Source organism: Devosia sp. 67-54 (assembly GCF_001899075.1).
Lineage (GTDB): Bacteria > Pseudomonadota > Alphaproteobacteria > Rhizobiales > Devosiaceae > Devosia_A.
The window spans coordinates 128,270-149,187 of the sequence record NZ_MKVA01000005.1; the positions used below are offsets into that span (position 1 = coordinate 128,270).

Genomic DNA, 20,918 nt, shown 5'->3' on the forward strand with positions numbered 1-20,918 from the left:
GGCGCCGCTGCTTTCTCAAAGTTGCCGAAGCCCCGCCCGTGTGGCGGGGCTTTGTTCATCTGGCGCGGCCGTCGGGATAGACTGCGGGGCCCTTGAGCTCGAGCTTGTTGCCCCAGGGGTCGAGCACGTAGAACGAATTGCCCATGCCGCGGGCGCCGCCGTGAAAGGCTTCGCGCTCGATGGCGACGCCGTGGGCGGCGAGATGGGCGCGCATTGCGGTCTCGTCGAAGGGCGAAAGCGCGATGCAGAGGTGGTCGACATTGCGACCGCCGGCGACCGGGGGAACGGCGCTGGCAGCACCGGGATGCGTAATGTCCCACAGCACGATCAGCGCGGCGCCGCACCAGAGCTGTTCCATGCCGAGCGCCGGATAGGAATAGCCGGGCCGGCAGCCGAGCACGTCCGAGTACCAGCGCACGGCCCGGTCGAGGTCGTCGACGAGGAACACGACATGGTCGATGCCGACCAGGGTGAAGGGCGGCTTGCTCGGCTCGGTCATCGTTGCTCCCAACGGGTCCTGGCCCGGTCGTCGTCGCTGTTGTGCCCGACCCAGCGATCGCCGGACGAGGCGGCTTCGCGCTTCCAGAACGGCGCGTCGGTCTTGAGGTAGTCCATCAGGTATTCGGCCGCCTCGAAGGCGGCGCGGCGATGCGGCGCGAGCGTCATCACCTGAACGATGGGCTCGCCCGGCAGCAGGTGCCCGTAGCGATGGATGATGGTGGCGCGCAGCAGGCCGAAGCGGGAAATTGCGATGGCTTCGATGTCGCCGATCTGGTTGATCGCCAGTTCGGGATAGCATTCGAGCGTGAGGGCGGTGACCGGATCGCGCGGGTCGGAGCGGACGAGGCCGGTGAAGGTCACGGCGGCGCCGGCGCCGGCCGCGGCTTCGAGGAACAGGTTCGTCTCCCCGCCGGGGTCGAAGGGCTCGGTCTGGATGCGGATCGCCATTCTAGCCGCCGGTCATGGGCGGAAAGAGGGCGACCACCCTGGCGTTGGCGATAAGCGCGTCGTGCGCGACGATCCTGGCGTCGATGGCGGCCTTGATGATTTCCGGGCGCTGCAGCGCGAGGTCGGCGGCCTCGTCGCGGCGGCGCAGCCAGGCGATGAGGTCGGCGACGGTGCGCACTTCCGGCGGTGGCGTCACGTCTTCCTCGCCGCGGTCGAGGCGTTCGCGCAGCCAGGCGAAATACAGGATCTTCATTCGGTCCTGGCGCTGAAATAGGGCCAGACCGACAGGAAATACTGCCAGCCGGTCCAGACCGTGAGGATGCCGGCGAGCCACAGCAGCAGGCTGGCGATGAGCCCGGTGCCGACCCACAGGCCGGCGAGGATGACGAAGAACAGCGCGACGAGCTGCACCGTGGTCTTCCATTTGGCGAGGAAGCTCACCGGCACCGAGACGCTGCGGTTGCCCATGAATTCGCGGAGGCCGGCAATGAAGATCTCGCGGAACAGGATGGCGATGGCGGGCACGAGGTCGAGGCCGGAGAAGTCGCGGGTCCAGGCGAAGGTGACGATGAGGCAGCCGACCAGCAGCTTGTCGGCGATGGGATCGAGCATCTTGCCGAGGTCGGACGACATGTTCATGCGGCGGGCGAGGAAGCCGTCGAGCCAGTCGGTGACGGCCGCGACGACGTAGAGCACCAGCGCCAGCCAGCGCAGCCACTCATTACCCATGCCGATGAACAGGCAGAGCACCGGCACGGCGACGATGCGGGCGACGGTGAGCTGGTTCGGAAGCTGGCGAAGCGGGGCGGGGATGTCCATGGGCTGCGAGGGAACAGGATCGACAGGGCAGGGTCAAGGCGGAACCGGACGGATGCCGACGGGTTGATGACAGGCACGGAGGGAATTGTCATGACCGCCACGACCCGACGGCCGAAAGTTCCGACGACTGCCCCGGCGTTCAGGGACAAGCAGAAGCCAGGTCCGAAAGACGGCGACGTGCAGATCCGCCCGGCCGGGCCCGATGGCATGCGGGACGCCCCAAAGAGGCGCTGGACGCCGCAGGACCAGGCGTCGGACGAGTCGTTTCCGGCCAGCGATCCGCCGGGGGCGAACCGCTACGATTGAGATCGTACGGCCCTCAGCGCGCCTCGCCGGCGCGAGGCACCCTCTCCCCGGCGGGGAGAGGGGAGGCTGACTGCGGAGTCAGGCGACCTGCTGCGCGCAGTTGCGGCGCCGGGTGACGGCCGCGGCCAGTTTTTCCAGCGTTTCGACGGTCGTGTCCCAGCCGATGCAGCCATCGGTGATGGACTGGCCGTAGACCAGCTCGCGGCCGGGCACCAGGTCCTGGCGGCCGGCGACGAGGTTGCTTTCGATCATGACGCCGAAGATGCGGCGGTCGCCGGCGGCGAGCTGGGCGCCGACGTCGTCGAGGACCTGCGGCTGATTCTCCGGCCGCTTGGACGAGTTGGCGTGGCTGGCGTCGATCATGATGGCCGGGACGATGCCGCAGCTGACCGATGCGGCGGCCGCCGCTTCAACGCTGGCGGCATCGAAATTGGGCGCCTTGCCGCCGCGCAGGATGATGTGGCAGTCGTCGTTGCCGGCGGTCGAGGCAATGGCCGAGCGGCCGTCCTTGGTGACGGCCAGGAAATGATGCGGCTGGCTGGCCGATTTCACCGCGTCGAGGGCGATGCGGACATTGCCGTCGGTGCCGTTCTTGAAGCCGACCGGGCAGCTCAGGCCCGAGGCGAGCTCGCGATGCACCTGGCTCTCGGTGGTGCGCGCGCCGATGGCGCCCCAGCTCACCAGATCGGCGAAATATTGCGGCGTGGTCATATCGAGAAACTCGCAGCCGGCCGGCAGGCCCATATCGGCGATGTCGCGCAGCAGCGCGCGGGCGATGCCGAGGCCCTGGTCGATCTTGAAGCTGCCGTCGAGGTCGGGGTCGTTGATCAGGCCCTTCCAGCCGACGGTGGTGCGGGGTTTCTCGAAATAAACACGCATGACGATCTCGAGCCGGTCGGCGAGGCGTTCGCGCATGGCGAGCAGGCGGCGGGCGTAGTCGAGGGCGGCGGCGGGATCGTGGATGGAGCAGGGGCCGACGACGACGGCGAGGCGGTCGTCGCTGCCATGCAGGATGTTGTGCAGCGCGTGCCGGGCGGCGAGCACGGTGCGGGTGGCGGCGTCGGTGCGCGGGAACTCCTGCATCACCTCGGCGGGCGTTCGGAGCTCCCTTATGTCCCGGATGCGCAGGTCGTCGGTGGATTTGAGCATTTTCGCTGGTCCTTTTCGGCTGGGGTTTGGACCGGCGACAAAAAAGCCGCCAGTCGCTGGCGGCTTCGGGAAAACTCTGCGGTTCGCTTATGTCAGATCGAACGCACCCCTCCGGCTGCCAGCGGGCATCGGCTGCTAAAGTACCAATACGAGAACGTGGCACGGACGAGGGTCATGCCGCCTGTGTAGCGCAGCTTTGGCGGCTTGTCACGAGGCCTCGTCGGCGCGCGCCGCGGCGCTCTCGATGGTCCTGAAGACGCGAAGGGCGGCTTCGGCGTCCTGGCGCGGGGTGTCGGCAAAGACGTCCAGCCGCAGGCGAATCAAGGTGTCGTTGACCTCGCCGACCACAATGCGGCCGCGCGCGGTGAGGTTGACGGCGTTGGCGCGGCGGTCGGTCGGATCCTGCTCGCGGGTGATGAGGCCGGACGCCTGCAATTCGTCGAGCAGGCGGACGAGCGAGGCGCCTTCGATGCCGACGGCGTCGGCGAGCGCGGTCTGGCGGACGTTCTCGCCGAGCCGCTCGATCCACAGCAGCGGCGCCGCTGCCGCCTCGGAGACGCCATGGGCGGATGCGGCATGCCGGGCCATCTTGCGCCAGAGGCGGCCCGCCAGCAGCAGGTCGCGCGTCAGGTCGCGCAGCAGGTATGCATCGTCATCCGTTGCCAATAGTTAGTATCCTAATTATATGGTTCGGCGCTTCAGGGGCGGATCTGGCCGCCCCGTACCCGGATTGCAGTTATGCCCACTGAAATGAAAAATCACAAATGGATGGTGCTGAGCAACACGACGCTCGGCATGCTGGCGGCGACGATCAATGCGTCGATCGTGCTGATCAGCCTCCCCGCGATCTTCCGCGGCATCGGCCTGCATCCGCTCGACCCCGGCAACACCAACATCCTCTTATGGACCATCATGGGCTACATGGTGGTGACCTCGGTGCTGGTGGTGAGCTTCGGCCGGCTGGGCGACATGTTCGGACGGGCCAAGATCTACAATCTCGGCTTTTTGATCTTCACGCTGGCCTCGGTGGCACTGAGCTTCATGCCGACCGGCGACGGCGCCGGCTGGTATCTGGTGGGCATGCGCGTGGTGCAGGGCGTGGGCGGCGCCATGCTGACGGCGACGTCGACGGCGATCCTGATCGACGTGTTTCCGCACGAGCAGCGCGGGCTGGCGCTCGGCATCAACATCATGGCGGCGATCGCCGGGCAGTTCCTCGGCCTGGTGCTGGGCGGCCTGCTGGCCGACCTCGACTGGCGGCTGATCTTCTGGATCAACGTTCCGATCGGGGTGATCGGCACGATCTGGGCCTATGTCAGCCTCAAGGACGTCGGGGTCGAACGCAAGCACGGCCGGCTCGACTGGTGGGGCAACATCACCTTTGCCATCGGGCTGGTGCTGGTGCTGGTGGGCATCAATGACGGCATCCAGCCCTATGGCCGCGACCTGATGGCGTGGGGCAGCCCGCGGGTGCTGGGCGAATTGCTGGTCGGCATCGTGTTCCTGGTGACGTTCCTGATCATCGAGACGCGGGCCGAGGCGCCGATGATCGACCTCAGGCTGTTCCGTATCCGGCCGTTCACCACGGGCGTGCTGGCAACGCTGCTGGGCTCGATCGGGCGTGGCGGGCTGCAGTTCATGCTGATCGTCTGGCTGCAGGGCATCTGGCTGCCGCTGCACGGCTATTCGTTCGAATCGACGCCGCTGTGGGCCGGCATCTTCATGCTGCCGCTGACCGTGGGCGTGCTGCTGATCGGGCCGGTGTCGGGCTGGCTCAGCGACCGCTACGGGCCAAAACTGTTCGCGGCGGGCGGCATGATCCTGGGGGCGCTGACCTTCCTCGGGCTGATGCTGCTGCATGCCGATTTCGACTACTGGATGTTCGCTGGCCTGCTGTTCCTCAACGGCGTCGGCTCGGGGCTGTTCTCGGCGCCCAATGCGACGCAGACGATGAATTCGGTGCCGGCGCAGGAACGTGGCCAGGCCTCGGGCATCCGCGCCACGGCGATGAATGCCGGGCAGGTGCTGTCGATCGGCGTGTTCTTCACGCTGATGATCATCGGCCTCGCGCTCAGCCTGCCGCAGGCGATGGAGACGCACCTGATCGCGCAGGGGCTGCCGCAGGCGGTGGCGGTGCAGGTGGCGAACGAGCCGCCGGTGGCCAGCCTGTTCGCGGCGTTCCTCGGCTACAATCCGATGGGCGAGCTGATCCCGCATGCGGCGCTGCTGGCGCTGACGCCGGCGCAGCAGGCGACGATCACCGGGCCGCATTTCTTCCCCGAGCTGCTGAGCGGGCCGTTCATGGTGGGCATCAAGATCGCCTTCACCATCTCGCTGGTGCTGTATCTGGGCGCGGCGCTGGCCTCGTGGCTCGGGGCGTCGAGGCGGAAGAAGGATCCGGTGCCTGAGGCCGTGCCGGCCGAGTAAGCCGCAGGCCGGCGGCCCGACTAGTGGCCGTGGCCCCCACCCCCATCCCCCTCCCCGCAAGGGGGAGGGGGCCTGACTGAGACGTTTTAGAATGTTGTTCTAATGTCTCCCTCCCTTGCGGGGAGGGACCGAGGGTGGGGGCCGCAACCAGCGGATTTTCGTCTCCTCAAAGACACTCAGTCCGACCTGTTGAAGTGGTCGTAGACGAGCTGGGCCATGGCGTTCGAGATGCCGGGGATGGCGGCGAGGTCGGCGAGGGAGGCGCGGCTGACGGCCTTGGCCGAGCCGAAATGCTGCAGCAGCGCGCGCTTGCGCGTCGGGCCGATGCCGTCGATCTCGTCGAGCGGGTTCTTGACGATGTCCTTCTTGCGGCGGGCGCGATGCGTGCCGATGGCGAAGCGGTGGGCCTCGTCGCGCAGGCGCTGCACGAAGTAGAGCACCGGATCGCGATGCGGCAGCATGAAGGGCTCCTTGCCCTCCATGAAGAATTTCTCGCGGCCGGCGTCGCGCTCCTCGCCCTTGGCGATGCCGATGAAGGTGACCTCGCGCTGCAGGTCGAGCTTGCCGATCACCTCGCGCACGGCGTTGAGCTGGCCCTGGCCGCCGTCGATGAAGACCACGTCGGGCCAGTCGGGCATGCCGGTCTGCTCGTCCTCGGCTTCGGGATCGCTCTCGCTGGCAAGGCGCGAGAAGCGGCGGGTCAGCACCTCGCGCATCATGCCGAAATCGTCGCCGGGGGTGATCTCGGTCGAGCGGATGTTGAAGGTGCGGTAGTGCTTCTTGGAGAAGCCCTCCTCGCCCGAGACGATCATGGCGCCGACGGCGTTGGTGCCGGAGATGTGCGAATTGTCGTAGACCTCGATGCGGCGCGGCGCCTCGTCGAGGCCGAAGAGCTCGGCGACGCCTTCGAGGAGCTGGCGCTGGGTGGCGCCTTCGGCGAGCTGGCGGCCGAGCGCCTCGCGGGCGTTATTGAGAGCGTGGTTGACGAGGTCGCGCTTTTCGCCGCGCTGCGGGATTTCGACGTGCACGCGCGCGCCGAGGCGCGAGGTGAGCGCTTCCTCGAGCACGGCGCGGTCGGAGGGCTCGTGGCTGAGGAGGACGAGGCGGGGCGGCTGCCGGTCCTCGTAGAACTGGCCCATGAAGGCCTCGAGCACTTCGGTGTCGGTGAGGGTGGGGTCGGCCTTGGGGCGGTAGGCGTAATTGCCCCAGTTCTGGTGGGCGCGGAAGAAGAACACCTGGACGCAGAACTGGCCGGCCTCGTGGGCGATGGCGAAGACGTCGGCCTCCTCGATGCCGCGGGCGACGACATCGCCCTGCGACTGCACGAGGGCGAGGGCGCTGAGGCGGTCGCGCAGCAGGGCGGCGCGCTCGAAATCGAGCGCTGCGGCGGCCTGGTTCATTTCGGCCTGCAGATGGTCCTGCACCGATTTGCTGCGGCCGGAGAGGAACTGGCGGGCCTCGCCGACCAGCTCGGCATAGGCGGCGAGCGAAATCTCGCCGGTACAGGGGGCGGAGCAGCGCTTGATCTGGTGCAGCATGCAGGGGCGGGTGCGGGCCTTGTAGAAGCTGTCCGAGCAGGTGCGCAGGAGGAAGGCCTTCTGCAGCGCGGTGATGGTGCGCTTGACGGCGAGGGCCGAGGCGAAGGGGCCGAAATAGTGACCCTGGCGGCGGCGGGTGCCGCGATGCTTCATCAGCTCGGGCGCTTCGTGCTCGGTGGCGATGAGGATGTAGGGGAAGCTCTTGTCGTCGCGCAAGAGCACGTTGAAACGCGGTTTCAGCCGCTTGATGAGGTTGGCCTCGAGCAGCAGCGCCTCGGCCTCGGTCTCGGTGCGCACGAACTCCATGGTGCGCGTGGCGGCGATCATGCGCTGCAGGCGGACCTCGAGGCCCTCGGGGCGCGTGTAGTTGGTGACACGCGCCTTGAGGCTGCGGGCCTTGCCCACATACATGACCTCGCCGGCCTCATCGATCATGCGATAGACGCCGGGCGCGGAGGGCAGGGTCTTGACGAAGGCGCGGATGATGTCGGCGCCGGTCTCCATGGCGGAACTCATGGCGCCGGCCTCCGCGGCGTCGGGCCGCGCTGCGCCGGGAAGTCGAGCGACTTGCCGCCGTCGATGGCGAGCATCTGGCCGGTGACGGCGCGGGCGTCGAGCAGATAGAGCAGGGCGGCGCAGACGTCGGCGGCGCCGGCGCCGTAGCCGAGGGGCGCCGCCGCCTGCGAGCGGGCGAAGGCGGCGTCGGACTGGCCCTTTTCCTTGAGGGTGGGGCCGGGGCCGATGGCGTTGACGCGGATGCGCGGCGCCAGCGACTGCGCCATGGTGTGCGTCATGATGCGCAGCGTGGCCTTGCTGAGGGTGTAGCTGAAATAATTGGGCGTCAGGTGCAGGACGCGCTCGTCGATGATGTTGACGATGTTGCCCTGCACGCCGGCGGGCAGCTGCGCGGCGAAATCGCGGGCGAGGAAGGCGGGGGCCTCGACGTGGACGGCGAAGTGGCGGTCCCACAGGGTCTCGTCGAGGTCGGCCAGCGAATCGGGCTCGAAGGACGAGGCGTTGTTGACGAGCACGGTCAGCGGACCGAAGGGCTTGCCGGCCTTGCCGACGAGGGCGGCGCGCTGGCGGCGCACGGCGAGATCGGCCTTGAGCGCGGCGGCCCGGCCGCCGGTGGCGATGATCTGCTCGACCAGAGCGCGCGCGTCGGCCTCGCCGCCGCGATGGTGGACGACAACGGCGTAGCCGCGCGAGGCGAGGGCCTGCGCCATGGCGGCGCCGAGCCGGTTGGCGGCGCCGGTCACCAGGGCAATGGCGGTGGGGGTGCGATTCGGCTCAGATGGCATGGCAGGCTAGAAATAGGACGCCGAGGGCGCGGTCGAAAGGGCGATCATGGCCGGTTGACAGGCGGCAATTTGGCCTTCCGGCGCAGCCGTGCGGGGCATAGTGTTTTACGGGCGAACGGGGGCGCGCCCCGTCTTTGGGAAGGAGTGCAATACTATGGATCTGGTAGGCATTATCATCCAAATCGTCCTGGGTGCGATCGGCGGCTACGGCACCGGACGGGTCGCCAAGCAGGTGAGCATCAATCCCACGGTCGACGCCATCGTCGGCCTGATCGGCGGCGTCGGCGGCACCTGGCTCGCCGGCCTGATCCCGGGCCTTGCCGGGATGGTGGCCGGCACCGGCGGCGGCGCCTATGCCGGACAGGGCGTGACGGGCCTGGTGGCCGGCGGCATCCTGACGGCCATCGTCGGCGCCATCAAGAACGCCACGGCGAAGTAGGACAAACGCGCTCGACCGGGCCGCGGTGGCGCGGCCCGGTGCTGCGACGACGGATGCATCGACATGACGGACTCGGCGGCGGGCGCCCGGCACGACAATGTGGGGCGCGGCATCTTCCTTGCGCTGGTCGCGATCCTGATCTTTGCGACGCAGGATGCGATGAGCAAGTTCCTGGTGCAGTCGGTGTCGCCGTTCCAGATGACGATGATGCGCTTCTGGGCGTTCGGGGCGTTCTCGGCGTTCCTGGCGCTGCGCCAGGGCTCGGTGCGCGAGACGCTGCGCACCCGGCAGCCGGTGGCGCAGGTGGCGCGCGGCGCACTGCTGATCGCCGACATCTGGATGTATGTGCTGGCGCTCAAGACCGTGCCGCTCGCCGCGGTGCAGTCGATCACGCTGGTCTATCCGCTGCTGGTGACGCTGTTCGCCATTCCGCTGCTGGGCGAGACGGTGGGGGTGTTCCGGGCGACGGCGGTGGCGGTGGGCTTCATCGGCGCGCTGATCATCGTGCGGCCGGGCGGGGTGCCGCTCGATCTGGGCGTGCTCTACGCGGTGGGGTCGGGGGCCTGCTACGGGCTCTACATCGTGCTGACGCGGAAGGTGTCGGCGACCGACAGCGCCACCACCAGCATGGCCTATGTGGGGCTGGTGGGGCTGGTGATCAGCACCGCGGTGGGGGTGTTCTTCTGGGCGCCGCTCGACCTCAATACGGCGCTGCTGATCGGCTACATCATGGTCACCGGCGTCGTGGCGCACGGCATGATGATCGTGGCGCTGGGGCTGGCGCCGGCGAGCACGCTGCAGCCGTTCAACTATACGTCGCTGCCGTGGTCGATCCTGTTCGCCTATGTGATCTTCCACGAATGGATCGACCCGATCTCGCTGCTGGGCGCCGGCATCATCGTGGCGGCGGGGCTGGTGGTGATGGCGCGCGAACGCATCAAGAAGGTCCCGACGGCCGCCGAAGCAGCGCTGCCAGGAAAAGAATGAGGGCGGCGAGGAGGCAGAGGAGACCAAGGGGCGCAACGGACAGGCTCAGCATCACCGGAATCAAGGGATCGATGCCGGTGAGTATAGTCGCCGTCAGAGCAACGGGGATAAGTCCGACGCCGAGCAGCACAAAACCGAGGCGCAGGAACAGCTTGGTCCAGATCCACAATGGCTCGTTCATGCTGCTCCCGCGGTGCCGGCGCCCTTGAAAGCCAAGCGCCCGATGGGCACTTTTATCCGCATCGGCTGATCCGGGAAGGGACTTCAAATGGGTGTGGTGCTCGAGTTCGGGCTGGTGCTGGTGCTCGTGGGGCTGGCGGTGAGCTATCTGTTCCGCGGCCGCGCCGCGGCGGCCAAGCAGGCGATGACCGAGCGGCGGGTCGAGGCCTATATGGAAACCATCCGGCGCGAGCGCGGCAATCCCGAGCTCGCGGCGATGAGCGACACCGAGTTGCGCGACCTGCTGCTGTCGAGCGCGCACAACCTCAAGGTGCAGCGCGACCGGCGGCTGTACCTGTTGTTCGGCGGCGTGGTGGTGGCGGTGATCGGCGCCATCCTGGTGGCGACCGAGGACGGCTCGCGCGGCTTCGGCGTGGCGCTGCTGGTGGGAGCGCTGGTACTCTACGGCATCAACGAGATTCTCGGCCGGCAGATGGTGGCGCCGCTGCTCGCCAAGGGCATCGACGTCGAGCGGCTGCGGGTGGAGTGAGCGGGGCGGCGTTCGACCCGACAGCGGTGGGTGTGGCTCCCACCCCCGGCCTCTCCCCGCAGGGGGGAGGGGAGGCCGATTGCGGGCGGCGGTGCGGGTGGCTAGAGCCGCCGGACTTTGCCGACGATGAAGACGACGGCGCCGGCGGCGATCAGCAGCAGCGGGGCGAGGACGAGCAGCGACAGCACGGTGCCGTCGAGATGCACGGAGCGGGCGGGGCCTTCGAGCTTGCCGAGGCCGTATTGCTCGAGGCTGAACAGGCCGGTGCCGACCAGCACCAGGCTGGAGGCGAGCTTGAGATAGGGCTTCATGCCCGGGGCGGCCATGCGCGATCCTCCCGGCGGCTGCATCGGCGCCTGAGATAGGCACCGGCGCGGACAAAGGCAACGCCGGCCTCCCTGGGGAGACCGGCGCGGCGAAGACGGGCGGCGAGGTCAGAGGCAGACGTAGCCGAACGGGCCGTACATGCAGCCATGCGGACCATAGGGCGGGAACGGTCCGGGGCCAGGGCCAGGGCCCGGGCCGGGGCCGGGGCCGCTGAAATCGATGGTCCACTTCTTCACGTAGCCCTTGTCGCCGTCATATTTGACCAGGCAGTAATTGGGGCCGCAATTGAGCACCTTCACGTAGTCGCCGGCATCGGCGTAGGAAATGGTGCTGGCCCATTTGCTGGGGCCATCGACGAGCTTGGTGTCGGTGTTGAAGTGCGCCGCGAAGGCGCCGCTGACCGAGGCGACGAGCATGACACCGGCAATCGCGGCGGTTTTGAGGGACGAGGACATCGGGGGTTCCTTTCGGGTTTCACATGGGCAATCGCTTGCCTTGACCCGAACGCTAGCGGCGGCCGGCTGAACCGAAGCTGAGCGCGGCGTTTAGCCGGCTGTGTGCGGAGTGGCGTTCTTGCGCGTGGCGGCGGGGCGGGGCCGCCTGGCCCCGGATGCCGACGCTAGCGGCGGCGGAAGAAACCGCCGGGATCGAGCGGATCGAAGCTGAACTCGAACGGCGTTACGGCGTTCTTGGCGGCGGAGCCGACGAGGTAGCTGCCCGGCACCCAGCCGGAGGGGCCGCCATCGAGCTGGTGCACGAGGCACCAGCGGGCAAAGCGGGTGCAGGACGCGACGGTGACGCGCTCGTCCTTCGCCAGCCGGTCGACCCGCGGATACATGTCGCCGGGGCCGGCGCGCATCACCAGCACGCCGCTGGCGCGGGCGATGGGCGCCGCGGCGGCCGGGGTGGCGAACGCGGCGGCGGCGAGCAGCGCGGCAAGCAGCAGTTTCGGCATCGGGGCGCTCCGGGCGGCAGACGATGGCGATGCGGACGTGGACGCGGGCATGGCGGGGCTCACAGCGTTTCGATGACCGGCGGGCCCTTATCGGAATCGGGGAAGGCGCCGGGCTCGGTGGGGTCGTCGACATGCGGCAGCGGCGTCAGATCGAGCTCGTTGTCGATGGCGCGATCGACGAGGCCGATGGCGGTTTCGACGCGGGTGAAGCGCTCGAGCGCGGCATCGACATCGGGGTCGGCGGCGGCGGCGCGGCGGGCGTCGACCAGGCGCTGGCGGAAGCGGCGCAGCGATTTGACGTGCTGGGATTCGGGGCGGGCCATGGGCATCTCCGTGTGGAGGCAGAATGACCGGCGGCGGCGCGGGGTTGCATCGCGGCCGGTGGCGGTGCGTCCCCGGGGGAAGAAAATCCCCCCGGAGCTCCCATCCAGGGGGATTGTCGGACGCTGACAGCGTGACGAAGAGGCGCTGGCCCCGCCCTCACCCTCGACAGCCATCAGGCTAGCACGCGGGCAGCCGGAAGTCGCCCCGCAATGTCCCGGCGGCGCGCGGGCAGGCGGACGGGCCCGGACGCCAGCGGCGCCGGGGGATTGGCCTGCCGCGGACACAACCGGTCCGCGGACGGAGAGCGCCGGGCGCCTCCGAGGAGTTTTGGGTGTGAACGAGACACCCAGCGCTCTCGCGTGACGGGATTTTCGGCCCGGCCGGGCGGATATGGGGGGAAAAGAGATGCCCCATAGCGACCCACTGCCGGGCCCGGGGCGGCGCGACCGCCACCCCGCCCGCCGCGGCCGCCGGCCCCTCGTCAGGACCCCGCGTGTTGGCGGCCGCGGGCAGAGTGTAAGCCGGCCCGAAACCCCCGTGGATAAGTTTTCAGCGGATTTCGTTCAAGCCATTGAGTTTGGACAGATATTTCTCGACGCCGGGCGTGCGCCAATAGCCGCGCAGGCTGGCCCGGTCGATGTCGCGATAGGCGCGCTCGAAGCGGCCGAAGGCGGCCTGCGCGAAGGCGAGGCTGGCGGCGAGCCCGGCCCAGTCGAGCGGCTCGCGCAGTTCGAGCAGGCCGCGGCCGCCGGGCTCGCGCGAGACCAGCCGGCGCGCGGTGGCGAGCAGCGGGCGCGCCGCGGCGACGAGGCCGGGCGCCGCCGGCTCGCACGGGCGCCGGCTCGCGTGCGGCGCGACCAGCTCGACCAGCGCCCGGAGCGCCGGGCGGGTGGCGGTGTAGAGATCGACCAGGCGGACGCTGGTGGTGAGCGGGTCGTCGAAGCTGGACATGGCAAACTCCGTGGGGGTGGGGGACGGAGTTTACACCGGGTGCGGGAGGGGGTGGATAAGTCGGGCGGGTGGAACGGGGTTATAGGAGGCGGACCAGAGGACGCCGCAGATGTTGCTGGGGGGTGGTCGAGCATCCGCGCGTGGACGAGAGGGAGCCCGAGAAGATCGAGGAATTTCGCGAGGGATTTTGGGGGCAACTGGCCCGAGGGTGAGCGAAGAACTCTTACGGCAGGTTGGCCGAGCACCTCAAGACCGCTGTTTATCGTGTCTTATCCACAAGATGTTGGGTCAAGAAAAAAACAGCAATACCAGTGCCTTATCTGTATGCAAACGCCACGTGATCTTACTGTTCCAGTTCAATCACGAGACGTTCTTGCTACGTACTCCTCGGGAGAGATAATCTAGCATCGTGATCCGCCCGAGGAAAAGCTATGGCGAAAGCACACCCAGCCGCATTGGATAAGGAAGACGCTAAGCCATCGAGAGTCAGTCAGGCAGATATTCCAAGTTTGACCCTGCAGAACTCCGAGAAGGTTGCGTTCGCGATATGGGATAACTTTGCCGGGAAGGGGGCCGCACCACACAACGTCGCCTTGGCACTGGGACTTAGTCCCACTAGTGGCGGTTGGAGAATGCTTTGTGGCGCATCAATTGCGTATGGCCTCACGGATGGCGGATACAATGCCGCTATGATCACGTTGACAGAGTTGGGCCGGCGGATGGTTGCCCCAACATTAGAGGGCGATGACGCCGCTGCACGGCAAGAAGCTGTGCTGAGGCCAAAGCTTCCTCGAGAGTTTTTCAAGCAATATGACCGGGCAAAATTCCCGCGAGATGAGATTGCTGCGAACGTGCTTGTAGGAATGGGCATGCCAAAGGAGCGCGCGTCGGACCTTGTCTCGCTGCTAAGGCAGAATGGGACATATGTCGGGTTCATCCGGGAAACCAAGACAGGCCCATTTGTTGCTTTGGACGGTGCTAACCAACCCACTCCGGCGGCTGCTGATCCGGAGGATGCAAGCGATGGAACCGTCGCTCCGGCAGAGCGTGTAAACGTCGTTGATTCCATTCCGACGGGTGAGGTCAGGCAGACAACGGCCCTGGCGACGCCTCAAACCAACAAGGTGTTTATCACACATGGAAAGAACACCAAGATAATGGAGCAGATTAAGAAGCTTGTGACGTTGGGCGGCTTCGACCCTGTTGTTGCCGTGGAACAACAAACAACAGCGAAGCCGCTTCCGTCGAAAGTAATGGATGCGATGCGGGGGTGCTCGGCCTCAATCATCCACGTCGGGTCAGAAGGCATACTCACCGATGTAAATGGGATACCCCACCCCCAAATCAATCCCAACGTGCTGATAGAGATCGGGGCATCCATGGCGCTATACGACAACAAGTTCATTTTAGTTGTCGAAGATGGGGTTGACCTGCCCTCCAATCTGCAGGGGCTATATCAGTCGCGCTATCAGGGCGACTCAATTGAACTCGATGCGGGCATGAAGATACTTGAAGCCCTTAGGGGCCTAGGAAAGCCTTAAGTAGTGCGAATTTAGAACGGCATTGCGTTCGGCGCGCAGAGAGCGCGGCGTGGGAGACATATGGTGGGGAAAACACTACTCGAAATCGGGCAGGTTGCTGTCGCCGCAGGCGGCGTCCCATACGACGATGCTGCTCGTGCAAGACTATCTAAGCAACTCGACTACGCGGCGTCCCGCTTCGATAGCTACGAAGGTGAGCGAGCCAAACTACTAAAGCTTGCGTTGTCCATACTAGGATTCGGCGGCCTGTCGAGGTTGCGCCGTTCGACCTCCTCAGCATGTGTGACATCCTCTTCGAACTCTCGGAAATGCTACAAGCGGCAAATGGGCGGGCGCGGATAGATTCGCGGAAGATGGTCTTCATGTTCAGTCGGATATTCGCATACAAGCGGCGTCTCAATGCCCTGCAACGACTTGGTGAGGCGATCGCAGTTGCCCGCTCCTGAGTTCTGCAGTTGTGTCCGACTTGGGTCGAATTGATGAGCGAAGGGGTGCGCTAGTTTGGACGAGGTGAGGCTGGTTAGCGTGGCCGCCGCTCTTCGAAGGCGGCGCCGTCGCGGGGAGGAGTCCTCTTCGCAGTCGAAGGGTGCCGGCCAGGAGTCCGTGCGTTGAGAGAGGCGGATTCCCGCCTTCGCGGGAATGACGTTGTGGAGAGGTTGGTGCCTTGAGAGGGGGGCGGTCAGGGGACGATCAAGGGGAAGAGGTCGTCCCAGTTGGGGTTCATTTGTTCGATGAGCCTGATCTTCCAGGCGCGGTTCCATTTCTTGAGTTGTTTTTCGCGGGCGATGGCCGGTTCGGCGAATTCGAGCCATTCGTACCAGACGAGGCGGTGCACGCCGTAGCGGCGGGTGAAGCCCGGCACCAGGTCGTCGCGGTGGATGGAGATGCGCGTGACGAGGTTGCTGGTGACGCCGATGTAGAGGGTGCCGTTCGGCTTGCTCGCGAGCATGTAGACGAAGAAGTGCTTCCCGCTCATGGTACACACACTACGTCATTCCCGCGCAGGCGGGAATCCAGAGCCTGGCACCGTGCGTGGGGAGAGGTGGATTCCCGCCTGCGCGGGAATGACGTTGTGGGTGAGGCGAGGATGACAGGCGGGGGGCGGACTAGTCCTCTGCCCCCTCTAGCGTATCCAGTTCCATCTCCCGCAGCCGCTTGATTTCGTCGCGGAGCCTTGCGGCGCGTTCGAACTCCAGATTCGTGGCGGCCTCTCGCATCTGCGTCTCCAGGTCCTTGATGACGGCGGCGAGGTTGGCGCCGACCTGGATTTCTTCTTTCCCGGACTTGTCCTTGCCGATGGAGATGGTGACGTGGTCTTTTTCGTAGACGCTGTCGACGATCTCCTTGATGTTGGATTTGACCGATTGCGGTGTAATGCCGTTCGCCTGGTTGTAGGCGAGCTGCTTCTCGCGGCGGCGGTTGGTTTCGGCGAGGGCGCGGGCCATGGAGCCGGTTTCGCCGTCGGCGTAGAGGATGACGCGGCCGTCGACATTGCGGGCGGCGCGGCCGATGGTCTGGATCAATGAGGTTTCCGAGCGCAGGAAGCCTTCCTTGTCGGCATCGAGGATGGCGACGAGGGCGCATTCGGGGATGTCGAGGCCTTCGCGCAAGAGGTTGATGCCCACCAGCACGTCGAAGGCGCCGAGGCGGAGGTCGCGGATGATCTCGATGCGCTCGATGGTGTCGATGTCGGAGTGCATGTAGCGGACGCGGATGCCCTGCTCGTGCATATATTCGGTGAGGTCCTCCGCCATCTTCTTGGTGAGCACGGTGACGAGGGTGCGGTAGCCGGCTTTGGCGACCTGGCGGATCTCGTCGACCACGTCGTCGACCTGGGTCTTGGCCGGGCGGATCTCGACCGGCGGATCGGTGAGGCCGGTGGGGCGGATGACCTGCTCGGCGAAGACGCCGCCGGCCTGCTCCATCTCCCAGGCGCCGGGGGTGGCGCTGACATAGACGGTCTGCGGGCGCATGGCGTTCCACTCCTCGAAGCGGAGCGGGCGGTTGTCCATGCAGGAGGGCAGGCGGAAGCCGTATTCGGCCAGCGTCGCCTTGCGGCGAAGGTCGCCGCGATACATGGCGCCGAGCTGGCCGATGGTGACGTGGCTCTCGTCGACGAAGACGAGGGCGTTGTCGGGCAGGTATTCGAACAGCGTCGGCGGCGGCTCGCCCGGCTTGCGGCCGGAGAAATAGCGCGAATAGTTCTCGATGCCGGCGCAGGAGCCGGTGGCCTCCATCATCTCGAGGTCGAAGAGCGAACGCTGTTCCAGCCGCTGCGCCTCGAGGAAGCGGCCGGCGCCGTTGAGCTCCTGCAGGCGGCCGGCCAGCTCCTTCTTGATCTCGCGGATGGCGCCGGTGAGGGTGGCGCGCGGCGTGACGTAGTGCGAATTGGCGAAGACGCGGATGAAGAGCAGGTCGGAGCTTTTCTTGCCGGTGAGCGGATCGAATTCGGAGATGGATTCGATCTCGTTGCCGAACAGGGTGATGCGCCAGGCGGCGTCCTCGTAGTGGGCGGGGAACAGCTCGATGGTGTCGCCGCGCACGCGGAAGGTGCCGCGCACAAAGCCGGTGTCGCCGCGCTTGTACTGCAGCTGGGTGAGGTTGCGCAGCAGGTCGCGCTGGTCGATGGTCTGGCCCTTCCGCAGGTCGAAGGTCATGGCGGTGTAGTCTTCGACCGAGCCGATGCCGTAGATGCAGCTCACCGAGGCGACGATGATGACGTCGTCGCGTTCGAGCAGAGCGCGCGTCGCCGCGTGGCGCATGCGGTCGATCTGCTCGTTGATGGTGGATTCCTTCTCGATATAGGTGTCGGTGCGCGGCACGTAGGCTTCGGGCTGGTAGTAGTCGTAATAGGAGACGAAGTACTCCACCGCGTTCTCGGGGAAGAACGATTTGAACTCGCCGTAGAGCTGGGCGGCGAGGGTCTTGTTCGGCGCCAGGATGAGGGCAGGGCGCTGCGTGCGCATGATGGTCTGCGCCATGGTGTAGGTCTTGCCCGAGCCGGTGACGCCGAGCAGCACCTGGTCGGTCTCGCCATTGCCGACGCCCTCGACCAGTTCGGCGATGGCGGTGGGCTGGTCGCCGGCGGGGGCCAGCGGCGACATCAGCTTGAACGGGATGCCGCCCTCGGATTTTTCGCGCGGCGCCGGGCGATGCGGCATCCAGGCGGTGTTGCCCTCGACCTCCTTGCGGCCGTGCAGGATGATGTCCTCGAGGGCCTTCACCGTGGCGGAGATGCCGACGGTCTGGGCGTTGCTGAGGTCCTGGCCGGGGAGCTTCACCTTGCGGCCCGAGCCGGAGCCGGGAACTTTGGCCTTCGCGGTCGTCGTCGCGGTCTCGAGGGCGCCGCGCATCTGCGCCATCACCGCCGGGTCCTTGGCGGCGGCGCGGGAGAGGTCGCGGGCGGTCAGGGCTTTTTGCGAGGGCATGTGGCCGAAGCCGGCCTGCTGCTGTTCGCCGAAGCCGTCGAGGTTGGTCGGGCGGATGACGGAGTTGGCCTTCGACTTGGGCGATTTGAGGCTCATGCCGGTGGCGGCGGAGCGCTTGCCCTTGCCGGTGTCGACGATGAGGCCTTCGGCTTCGGCCTGTTCGAGCGCGGCGCTCTTCTGCGCCTTCAGTTTCTGAGGCGTGAGCTTGCCGGGATTGCCGGCGGCTTCGGCGGCGCGGCGGGCGGCGTTGTCGAGGGCGCGCTTGTTCTTCAGCCGCTCCTGCGGCAGGCGCTTGCCCAGCCGCTCGTCCTCGGCCTTCTCGATCTCGCCGATGAAGTCGTCGATGGAAAAGGCGGACTGGTTCTCGGACTTGCTGGACGGCATGCGGAGCGCTCGCGGACGGTCTTTCGGTGCAGGCACCTTAGATAGGTACCCCGCCAGAAAATGTCAGTGGGACGATGAGTCCCCCCTCCTAGCACAGGCGGAACGGAGAGGGAACGGGAGTCTCGCGTGTCGCGGGCAACGCCGCCAAGCGGCAATAGAGCGCGTGATATACTTGACACATCGTGCGGCCGGCGGGACACAGGTGGCAGGGAGACTTTGTGACTATTTCCGACGATATTGTCGATCGCATCTACGAGGCTGCCGCGATCCCGGAATTGTGGCCGCAGGTCTTGCGCAGCATGGCCGACGAGACGCACGCGCCGGCGGCGGCGCTGCTGGCCTTCGGGGCCGACGGAGCGCGCTACATTTCGACGCCGAACTACGTCGAGGCGCTCGATGATTTCGCGCACCGCGGCGCGACGTACGAGAACCGCCGGCCGGCGCGGCAGATCGCCAGCGGGCATGTCGGCTTCCAGCACGACCTCGAACTGTTCACGCAGGACGAGCTCGACGCCGACCTGATCTATCGCGACTTCATCACCAAGCACGGGTTCAAATGGTCGGCGGGGTCGGTGATCCTGACGCCGAGCGCCGACATGCTGGTGTTCGACCTGACCAAGCGGCTGGCGGACGGGCCGTTCGTGCGCGCCGAGATGGAGCGGCTCGACCGCTACCGGCCGCACCTGGCGCGGGCGGCGCTGCTGGCGCACCGGCTGGGGCTGAAGGCAGCGCGGGCGGCGACCGATGCGCTCGAGATCATCGGCTTGCCGGCGGCGCTGGTCGGCGGCGGGGGGCGGGTGCTGAGCGCCAATCCCGGATTCGCGCGGCTGGCGCCGCGGGTGCGCATCGGAGCGCTCGACCGGGTGTCGTTCGGCACGCCGCGCTCGGACCAGCTGCTGGTCGAGGCGCTCGGCCAGCTCGGCGGGCCGCAGGCGACCAGCGTGCGCTCCATCCCGATCCCGGCCAGCGCCGGCGCCGATGCGCTGATCGCGCATCTGGTGCCGGTGCGGCGGGCGGCCAACGACGTGTTCGCGCGCGCCGCGGGGCTGCTGATGATCACCAGCGTGACGCGGCCGGAACTGCCGATGGCCGACGTGCTGACCGGGCTGTTCGACCTGACGCCGGCGGAGGCGCGCGTGGCGCGCGGCGTGGCCTCGGCGCTGGGGGTGGACGAGATGGCGGCGGCCTACGGGCTGTCGCGCGAGACGGTGCGCACGCAGCTCAAATCGGTGATGGCCAAGACCGGCACCAGCCGGCAGGCCGAACTGGCGCTGCTGCTGAGCGGCGCCAGCGGGGTGCACACGCCGACGCTGGGGTAGGGGCGAGACGTAGAAGCCGGTTCTTGTGGCCGCCCCCTCCACCATGCTTCGCACGGTCCCCCTCCCCCGTAGACGGGAGAGGATCGCCGACCGGGAGACGGTGCGGCGCAACGCGGCGTGTCAGTTTCGAGCGATGCCGTTCACCGGGCGTTAGGAGCAGCGGCGGAGTTCGGTTGCGCGGGCGCGAGGCCGCCCTTACGCAGGGATGCGTAGATTTTGGGGCTTGGCGCGACGATGAAGGCTGCGGTTCTCGGGGTGATGGCACTCACGCTCATGGCGCTGCCGCTCGGCGGCTGCAGCTCGATGCTGGGCAGCAGCTACGGCACGAGCGGCAAGGTGGCGTCGGCCGACCTGCCGAGCATCGGCGACATGACCGCCGACGCGGCGCTGGTGGATGCGCGCAGCCATTTCAGGAACAACGATTTCGGCTACTCGGCCGCCCTGTACAAGAAGGTGGTGGAGCTGAGTCCGAAGGATCCGCAGGGCTATGTGGGGCTGGGCGCCTCGTATGACCGGCTCGGGCGGTTCGATCTGTCGGACCGGGTGTATGCGTCGCTGTACCGGCTGTCGGGCGGCACGGCGCAGTACTACAACAATCTCGGCTATTCCTATCTGCTGCGGGGCAACCTGACGCAGGCGCTGGCCAATTTCCGCCAGGCCAAGGCGCTGGCGCCGGACAATGCGGTGGTGGCGAACAACCTCGCGATGCTGGCGAACGCCAGGGCGACGTGAGCGCGGCGGCGAGACTCCCGGCGACGTGATCGGGCGGCCGGATTTTCAGGTTTCATTGCCGGAGTGCATTGCGTAGCCTCCCCAGGGCGCGACGGCAAAGCCGCGCTGCAGGTCAAAGGAGAGCCACCATGCTGAAGGTCATCGAAGTCCTCGCCGAGTCCGACAAGAGCTGGGAGGCGGCAGCGGCCAACGCGGTTGCCGACGCGGCCAAGACCGTGCGCGGGATCAAGTCGATCAACGTGAAGAATTTCCAGGCCACGGTCGAGAACGGCAAGATCACCAAGTACCGGATCAACGCGAAGATCGCGTTCGCGCTGGAGTAGGGGAGGCGCGG

The 20,918-nt window shown here is 67.1% G+C and carries 24 protein-coding genes and 1 pseudogene; 9 read left to right on the forward strand and 16 right to left on the reverse strand.

Going from position 1 to position 20,918, the window contains the following annotated elements; genetic code table 11:
- Positions 1–55 precede the first annotated feature (55 nt).
- Genes BGO82_RS05600 through pgsA form a run of 4 tightly spaced genes read right to left on the reverse strand, consistent with a single transcriptional unit; the run spans position 56 to position 1,767 of the window.
- A complete protein-coding gene (locus tag BGO82_RS05600) occupies positions 56–499 on the reverse strand; it encodes a VOC family protein (RefSeq protein ID WP_291304578.1) in 444 nt (147 codons plus the stop codon).
- Positions 496–948: a molybdenum cofactor biosynthesis protein MoaE gene (locus BGO82_RS05605; protein WP_291304579.1), complete on the reverse strand. Its 453-nt coding sequence runs from the start codon at positions 946–948 to the stop codon at positions 496–498. The genes BGO82_RS05600 and BGO82_RS05605 overlap by 4 nt, the downstream gene beginning before the upstream one ends.
- Position 949: 1 nt before the next feature.
- On the reverse strand, positions 950–1,201 hold the full coding sequence (locus BGO82_RS05610) for a MoaD/ThiS family protein (RefSeq protein WP_291304580.1): 252 nt from the start codon (positions 1,199–1,201) through the stop codon (positions 950–952).
- The gene (pgsA, locus tag BGO82_RS05615; RefSeq protein WP_291304581.1) at positions 1,198–1,767 is read right to left on the reverse strand and encodes a CDP-diacylglycerol--glycerol-3-phosphate 3-phosphatidyltransferase; all 570 of its coding nucleotides are present in this window, start codon (positions 1,765–1,767) and stop codon (positions 1,198–1,200) included. Before pgsA ends, BGO82_RS05610 begins: the two co-directional genes overlap by 4 nt.
- 90 nt (positions 1,768–1,857) lie before the next feature.
- Between pgsA and BGO82_RS05620 the strand changes: the two genes are divergently transcribed.
- A complete protein-coding gene (locus BGO82_RS05620) occupies positions 1,858–2,073 on the forward strand; it encodes a hypothetical protein (protein WP_291304582.1) in 216 nt (71 codons plus the stop codon).
- A gap of 78 nt (positions 2,074–2,151) precedes the next feature.
- Here the strand turns inward: BGO82_RS05620 and BGO82_RS05625 are convergent, their stop codons facing one another.
- Positions 2,152–3,222, reverse strand: a complete 1,071-nt coding sequence (locus BGO82_RS05625) for a 3-deoxy-7-phosphoheptulonate synthase (protein WP_291304583.1) — start codon at positions 3,220–3,222, stop codon at positions 2,152–2,154.
- 207 nt (positions 3,223–3,429) lie between these two features.
- The gene (locus tag BGO82_RS05630) at positions 3,430–3,888 is read right to left on the reverse strand and encodes a MarR family transcriptional regulator (RefSeq protein WP_291304584.1); all 459 of its coding nucleotides are present in this window, start codon (positions 3,886–3,888) and stop codon (positions 3,430–3,432) included.
- A 72-nt stretch (positions 3,889–3,960) separates the two neighbouring features.
- On the opposite strand from BGO82_RS05630, the gene BGO82_RS05635 reads away from it, so the two are divergent.
- The gene (locus BGO82_RS05635) at positions 3,961–5,649 is read left to right on the forward strand and encodes an MFS transporter (protein ID WP_291304585.1); all 1,689 of its coding nucleotides are present in this window, start codon (positions 3,961–3,963) and stop codon (positions 5,647–5,649) included.
- Between the two features lie 176 nt (positions 5,650–5,825).
- On the opposite strand, the gene uvrC is transcribed toward BGO82_RS05635, so the two are convergent.
- Together uvrC and BGO82_RS05645 are read right to left on the reverse strand one after the other, a co-directional pair.
- Complete coding sequence (uvrC, locus tag BGO82_RS05640; RefSeq protein ID WP_291304586.1) at positions 5,826–7,703, reverse strand: excinuclease ABC subunit UvrC; 1,878 nt, start codon at positions 7,701–7,703, stop codon at positions 5,826–5,828.
- The gene (locus BGO82_RS05645) at positions 7,700–8,488 is read right to left on the reverse strand and encodes an SDR family oxidoreductase (RefSeq protein WP_291304587.1); all 789 of its coding nucleotides are present in this window, start codon (positions 8,486–8,488) and stop codon (positions 7,700–7,702) included. Before BGO82_RS05645 ends, uvrC begins: the two co-directional genes overlap by 4 nt.
- A 154-nt stretch (positions 8,489–8,642) precedes the next feature.
- On the opposite strand from BGO82_RS05645, the gene BGO82_RS05650 reads away from it, so the two are divergent.
- Positions 8,643–8,927, forward strand: a complete 285-nt coding sequence (locus BGO82_RS05650) for a hypothetical protein (protein WP_291304588.1) — start codon at positions 8,643–8,645, stop codon at positions 8,925–8,927.
- 63 nt (positions 8,928–8,990) lie between these two features.
- A complete protein-coding gene (locus BGO82_RS05655) occupies positions 8,991–9,914 on the forward strand; it encodes a DMT family transporter (RefSeq protein ID WP_291304589.1) in 924 nt (307 codons plus the stop codon).
- Here BGO82_RS05655 and BGO82_RS05660 read toward each other — a convergent pair.
- Positions 9,865–10,095, reverse strand: coding sequence for a hypothetical protein (locus BGO82_RS05660; RefSeq protein WP_291304590.1), 231 nt, complete (start codon positions 10,093–10,095; stop codon positions 9,865–9,867). The two genes, BGO82_RS05655 and BGO82_RS05660, sit on opposite strands and share 50 nt — an antisense overlap.
- A gap of 87 nt (positions 10,096–10,182) precedes the next feature.
- Between BGO82_RS05660 and BGO82_RS05665 the strand changes: the two genes are divergently transcribed.
- Positions 10,183–10,623 carry a hypothetical protein gene (locus tag BGO82_RS05665; protein ID WP_291304591.1) on the forward strand — a complete coding sequence of 147 codons (441 nt, stop codon included), beginning with the start codon at positions 10,183–10,185 and terminating at the stop codon, positions 10,621–10,623.
- A gap of 101 nt (positions 10,624–10,724) precedes the next feature.
- Here BGO82_RS05665 and BGO82_RS05670 read toward each other — a convergent pair whose 3' ends face one another.
- The 5 genes from BGO82_RS05670 to BGO82_RS05690 form a co-directional block, all read right to left on the reverse strand.
- Positions 10,725–10,949 (reverse strand): hypothetical protein, encoded by a 225-nt coding sequence (locus BGO82_RS05670; RefSeq protein ID WP_291304592.1) that lies wholly within the window; start codon positions 10,947–10,949, stop codon positions 10,725–10,727.
- Positions 10,950–11,057: 108 nt separating this feature from the next.
- Complete coding sequence (locus tag BGO82_RS05675; protein WP_291304593.1) at positions 11,058–11,405, reverse strand: hypothetical protein; 348 nt, start codon at positions 11,403–11,405, stop codon at positions 11,058–11,060.
- Between the two features lie 164 nt (positions 11,406–11,569).
- Positions 11,570–11,905, reverse strand: a complete 336-nt coding sequence (locus BGO82_RS05680; protein WP_291304594.1) for an SH3 domain-containing protein — start codon at positions 11,903–11,905, stop codon at positions 11,570–11,572.
- Positions 11,906–11,964: 59 nt separating this feature from the next.
- Positions 11,965–12,228, reverse strand: a complete 264-nt coding sequence (locus BGO82_RS05685) for a hypothetical protein (RefSeq protein WP_291304595.1) — start codon at positions 12,226–12,228, stop codon at positions 11,965–11,967.
- Between the two features lie 550 nt (positions 12,229–12,778).
- Positions 12,779–13,180, reverse strand: coding sequence for a hypothetical protein (locus tag BGO82_RS05690; protein ID WP_291304596.1), 402 nt, complete (start codon positions 13,178–13,180; stop codon positions 12,779–12,781).
- Between the two features lie 455 nt (positions 13,181–13,635).
- Between BGO82_RS05690 and BGO82_RS05695 the strand changes: the two genes are divergently transcribed.
- Positions 13,636–14,721: a TIR domain-containing protein gene (locus BGO82_RS05695; protein WP_291304597.1), complete on the forward strand. Its 1,086-nt coding sequence runs from the start codon at positions 13,636–13,638 to the stop codon at positions 14,719–14,721.
- A 679-nt stretch (positions 14,722–15,400) separates the two neighbouring features.
- On the opposite strand, the gene BGO82_RS05700 is transcribed toward BGO82_RS05695, so the two are convergent.
- Entirely contained in the window at positions 15,401–15,697 is a 297-nt protein-coding gene (locus tag BGO82_RS05700; RefSeq protein WP_291304598.1) for a GIY-YIG nuclease family protein, read from the reverse strand.
- 157 nt (positions 15,698–15,854) lie between these two features.
- Positions 15,855–17,996 (reverse strand): annotated as a pseudogene (uvrB, locus tag BGO82_RS05705) (excinuclease ABC subunit UvrB); the annotation flags it as partial.
- 755 nt (positions 17,997–18,751) lie between these two features.
- On the opposite strand from uvrB, the gene BGO82_RS05710 reads away from it, so the two are divergent.
- From BGO82_RS05710 to BGO82_RS05720, 3 genes are all read left to right on the forward strand, one after another.
- Entirely contained in the window at positions 18,752–19,852 is a 1,101-nt protein-coding gene (locus tag BGO82_RS05710) for a helix-turn-helix transcriptional regulator (protein WP_291304599.1), read from the forward strand.
- A 258-nt stretch (positions 19,853–20,110) separates the two neighbouring features.
- Positions 20,111–20,584 carry a tetratricopeptide repeat protein gene (locus BGO82_RS05715; protein ID WP_291304600.1) on the forward strand — a complete coding sequence of 158 codons (474 nt, stop codon included), beginning with the start codon at positions 20,111–20,113 and terminating at the stop codon, positions 20,582–20,584.
- Between the two features lie 128 nt (positions 20,585–20,712).
- Entirely contained in the window at positions 20,713–20,907 is a 195-nt protein-coding gene (locus BGO82_RS05720; protein ID WP_291304601.1) for a dodecin family protein, read from the forward strand.
- The last annotated feature ends 11 nt before the right edge of the window (positions 20,908–20,918 follow it).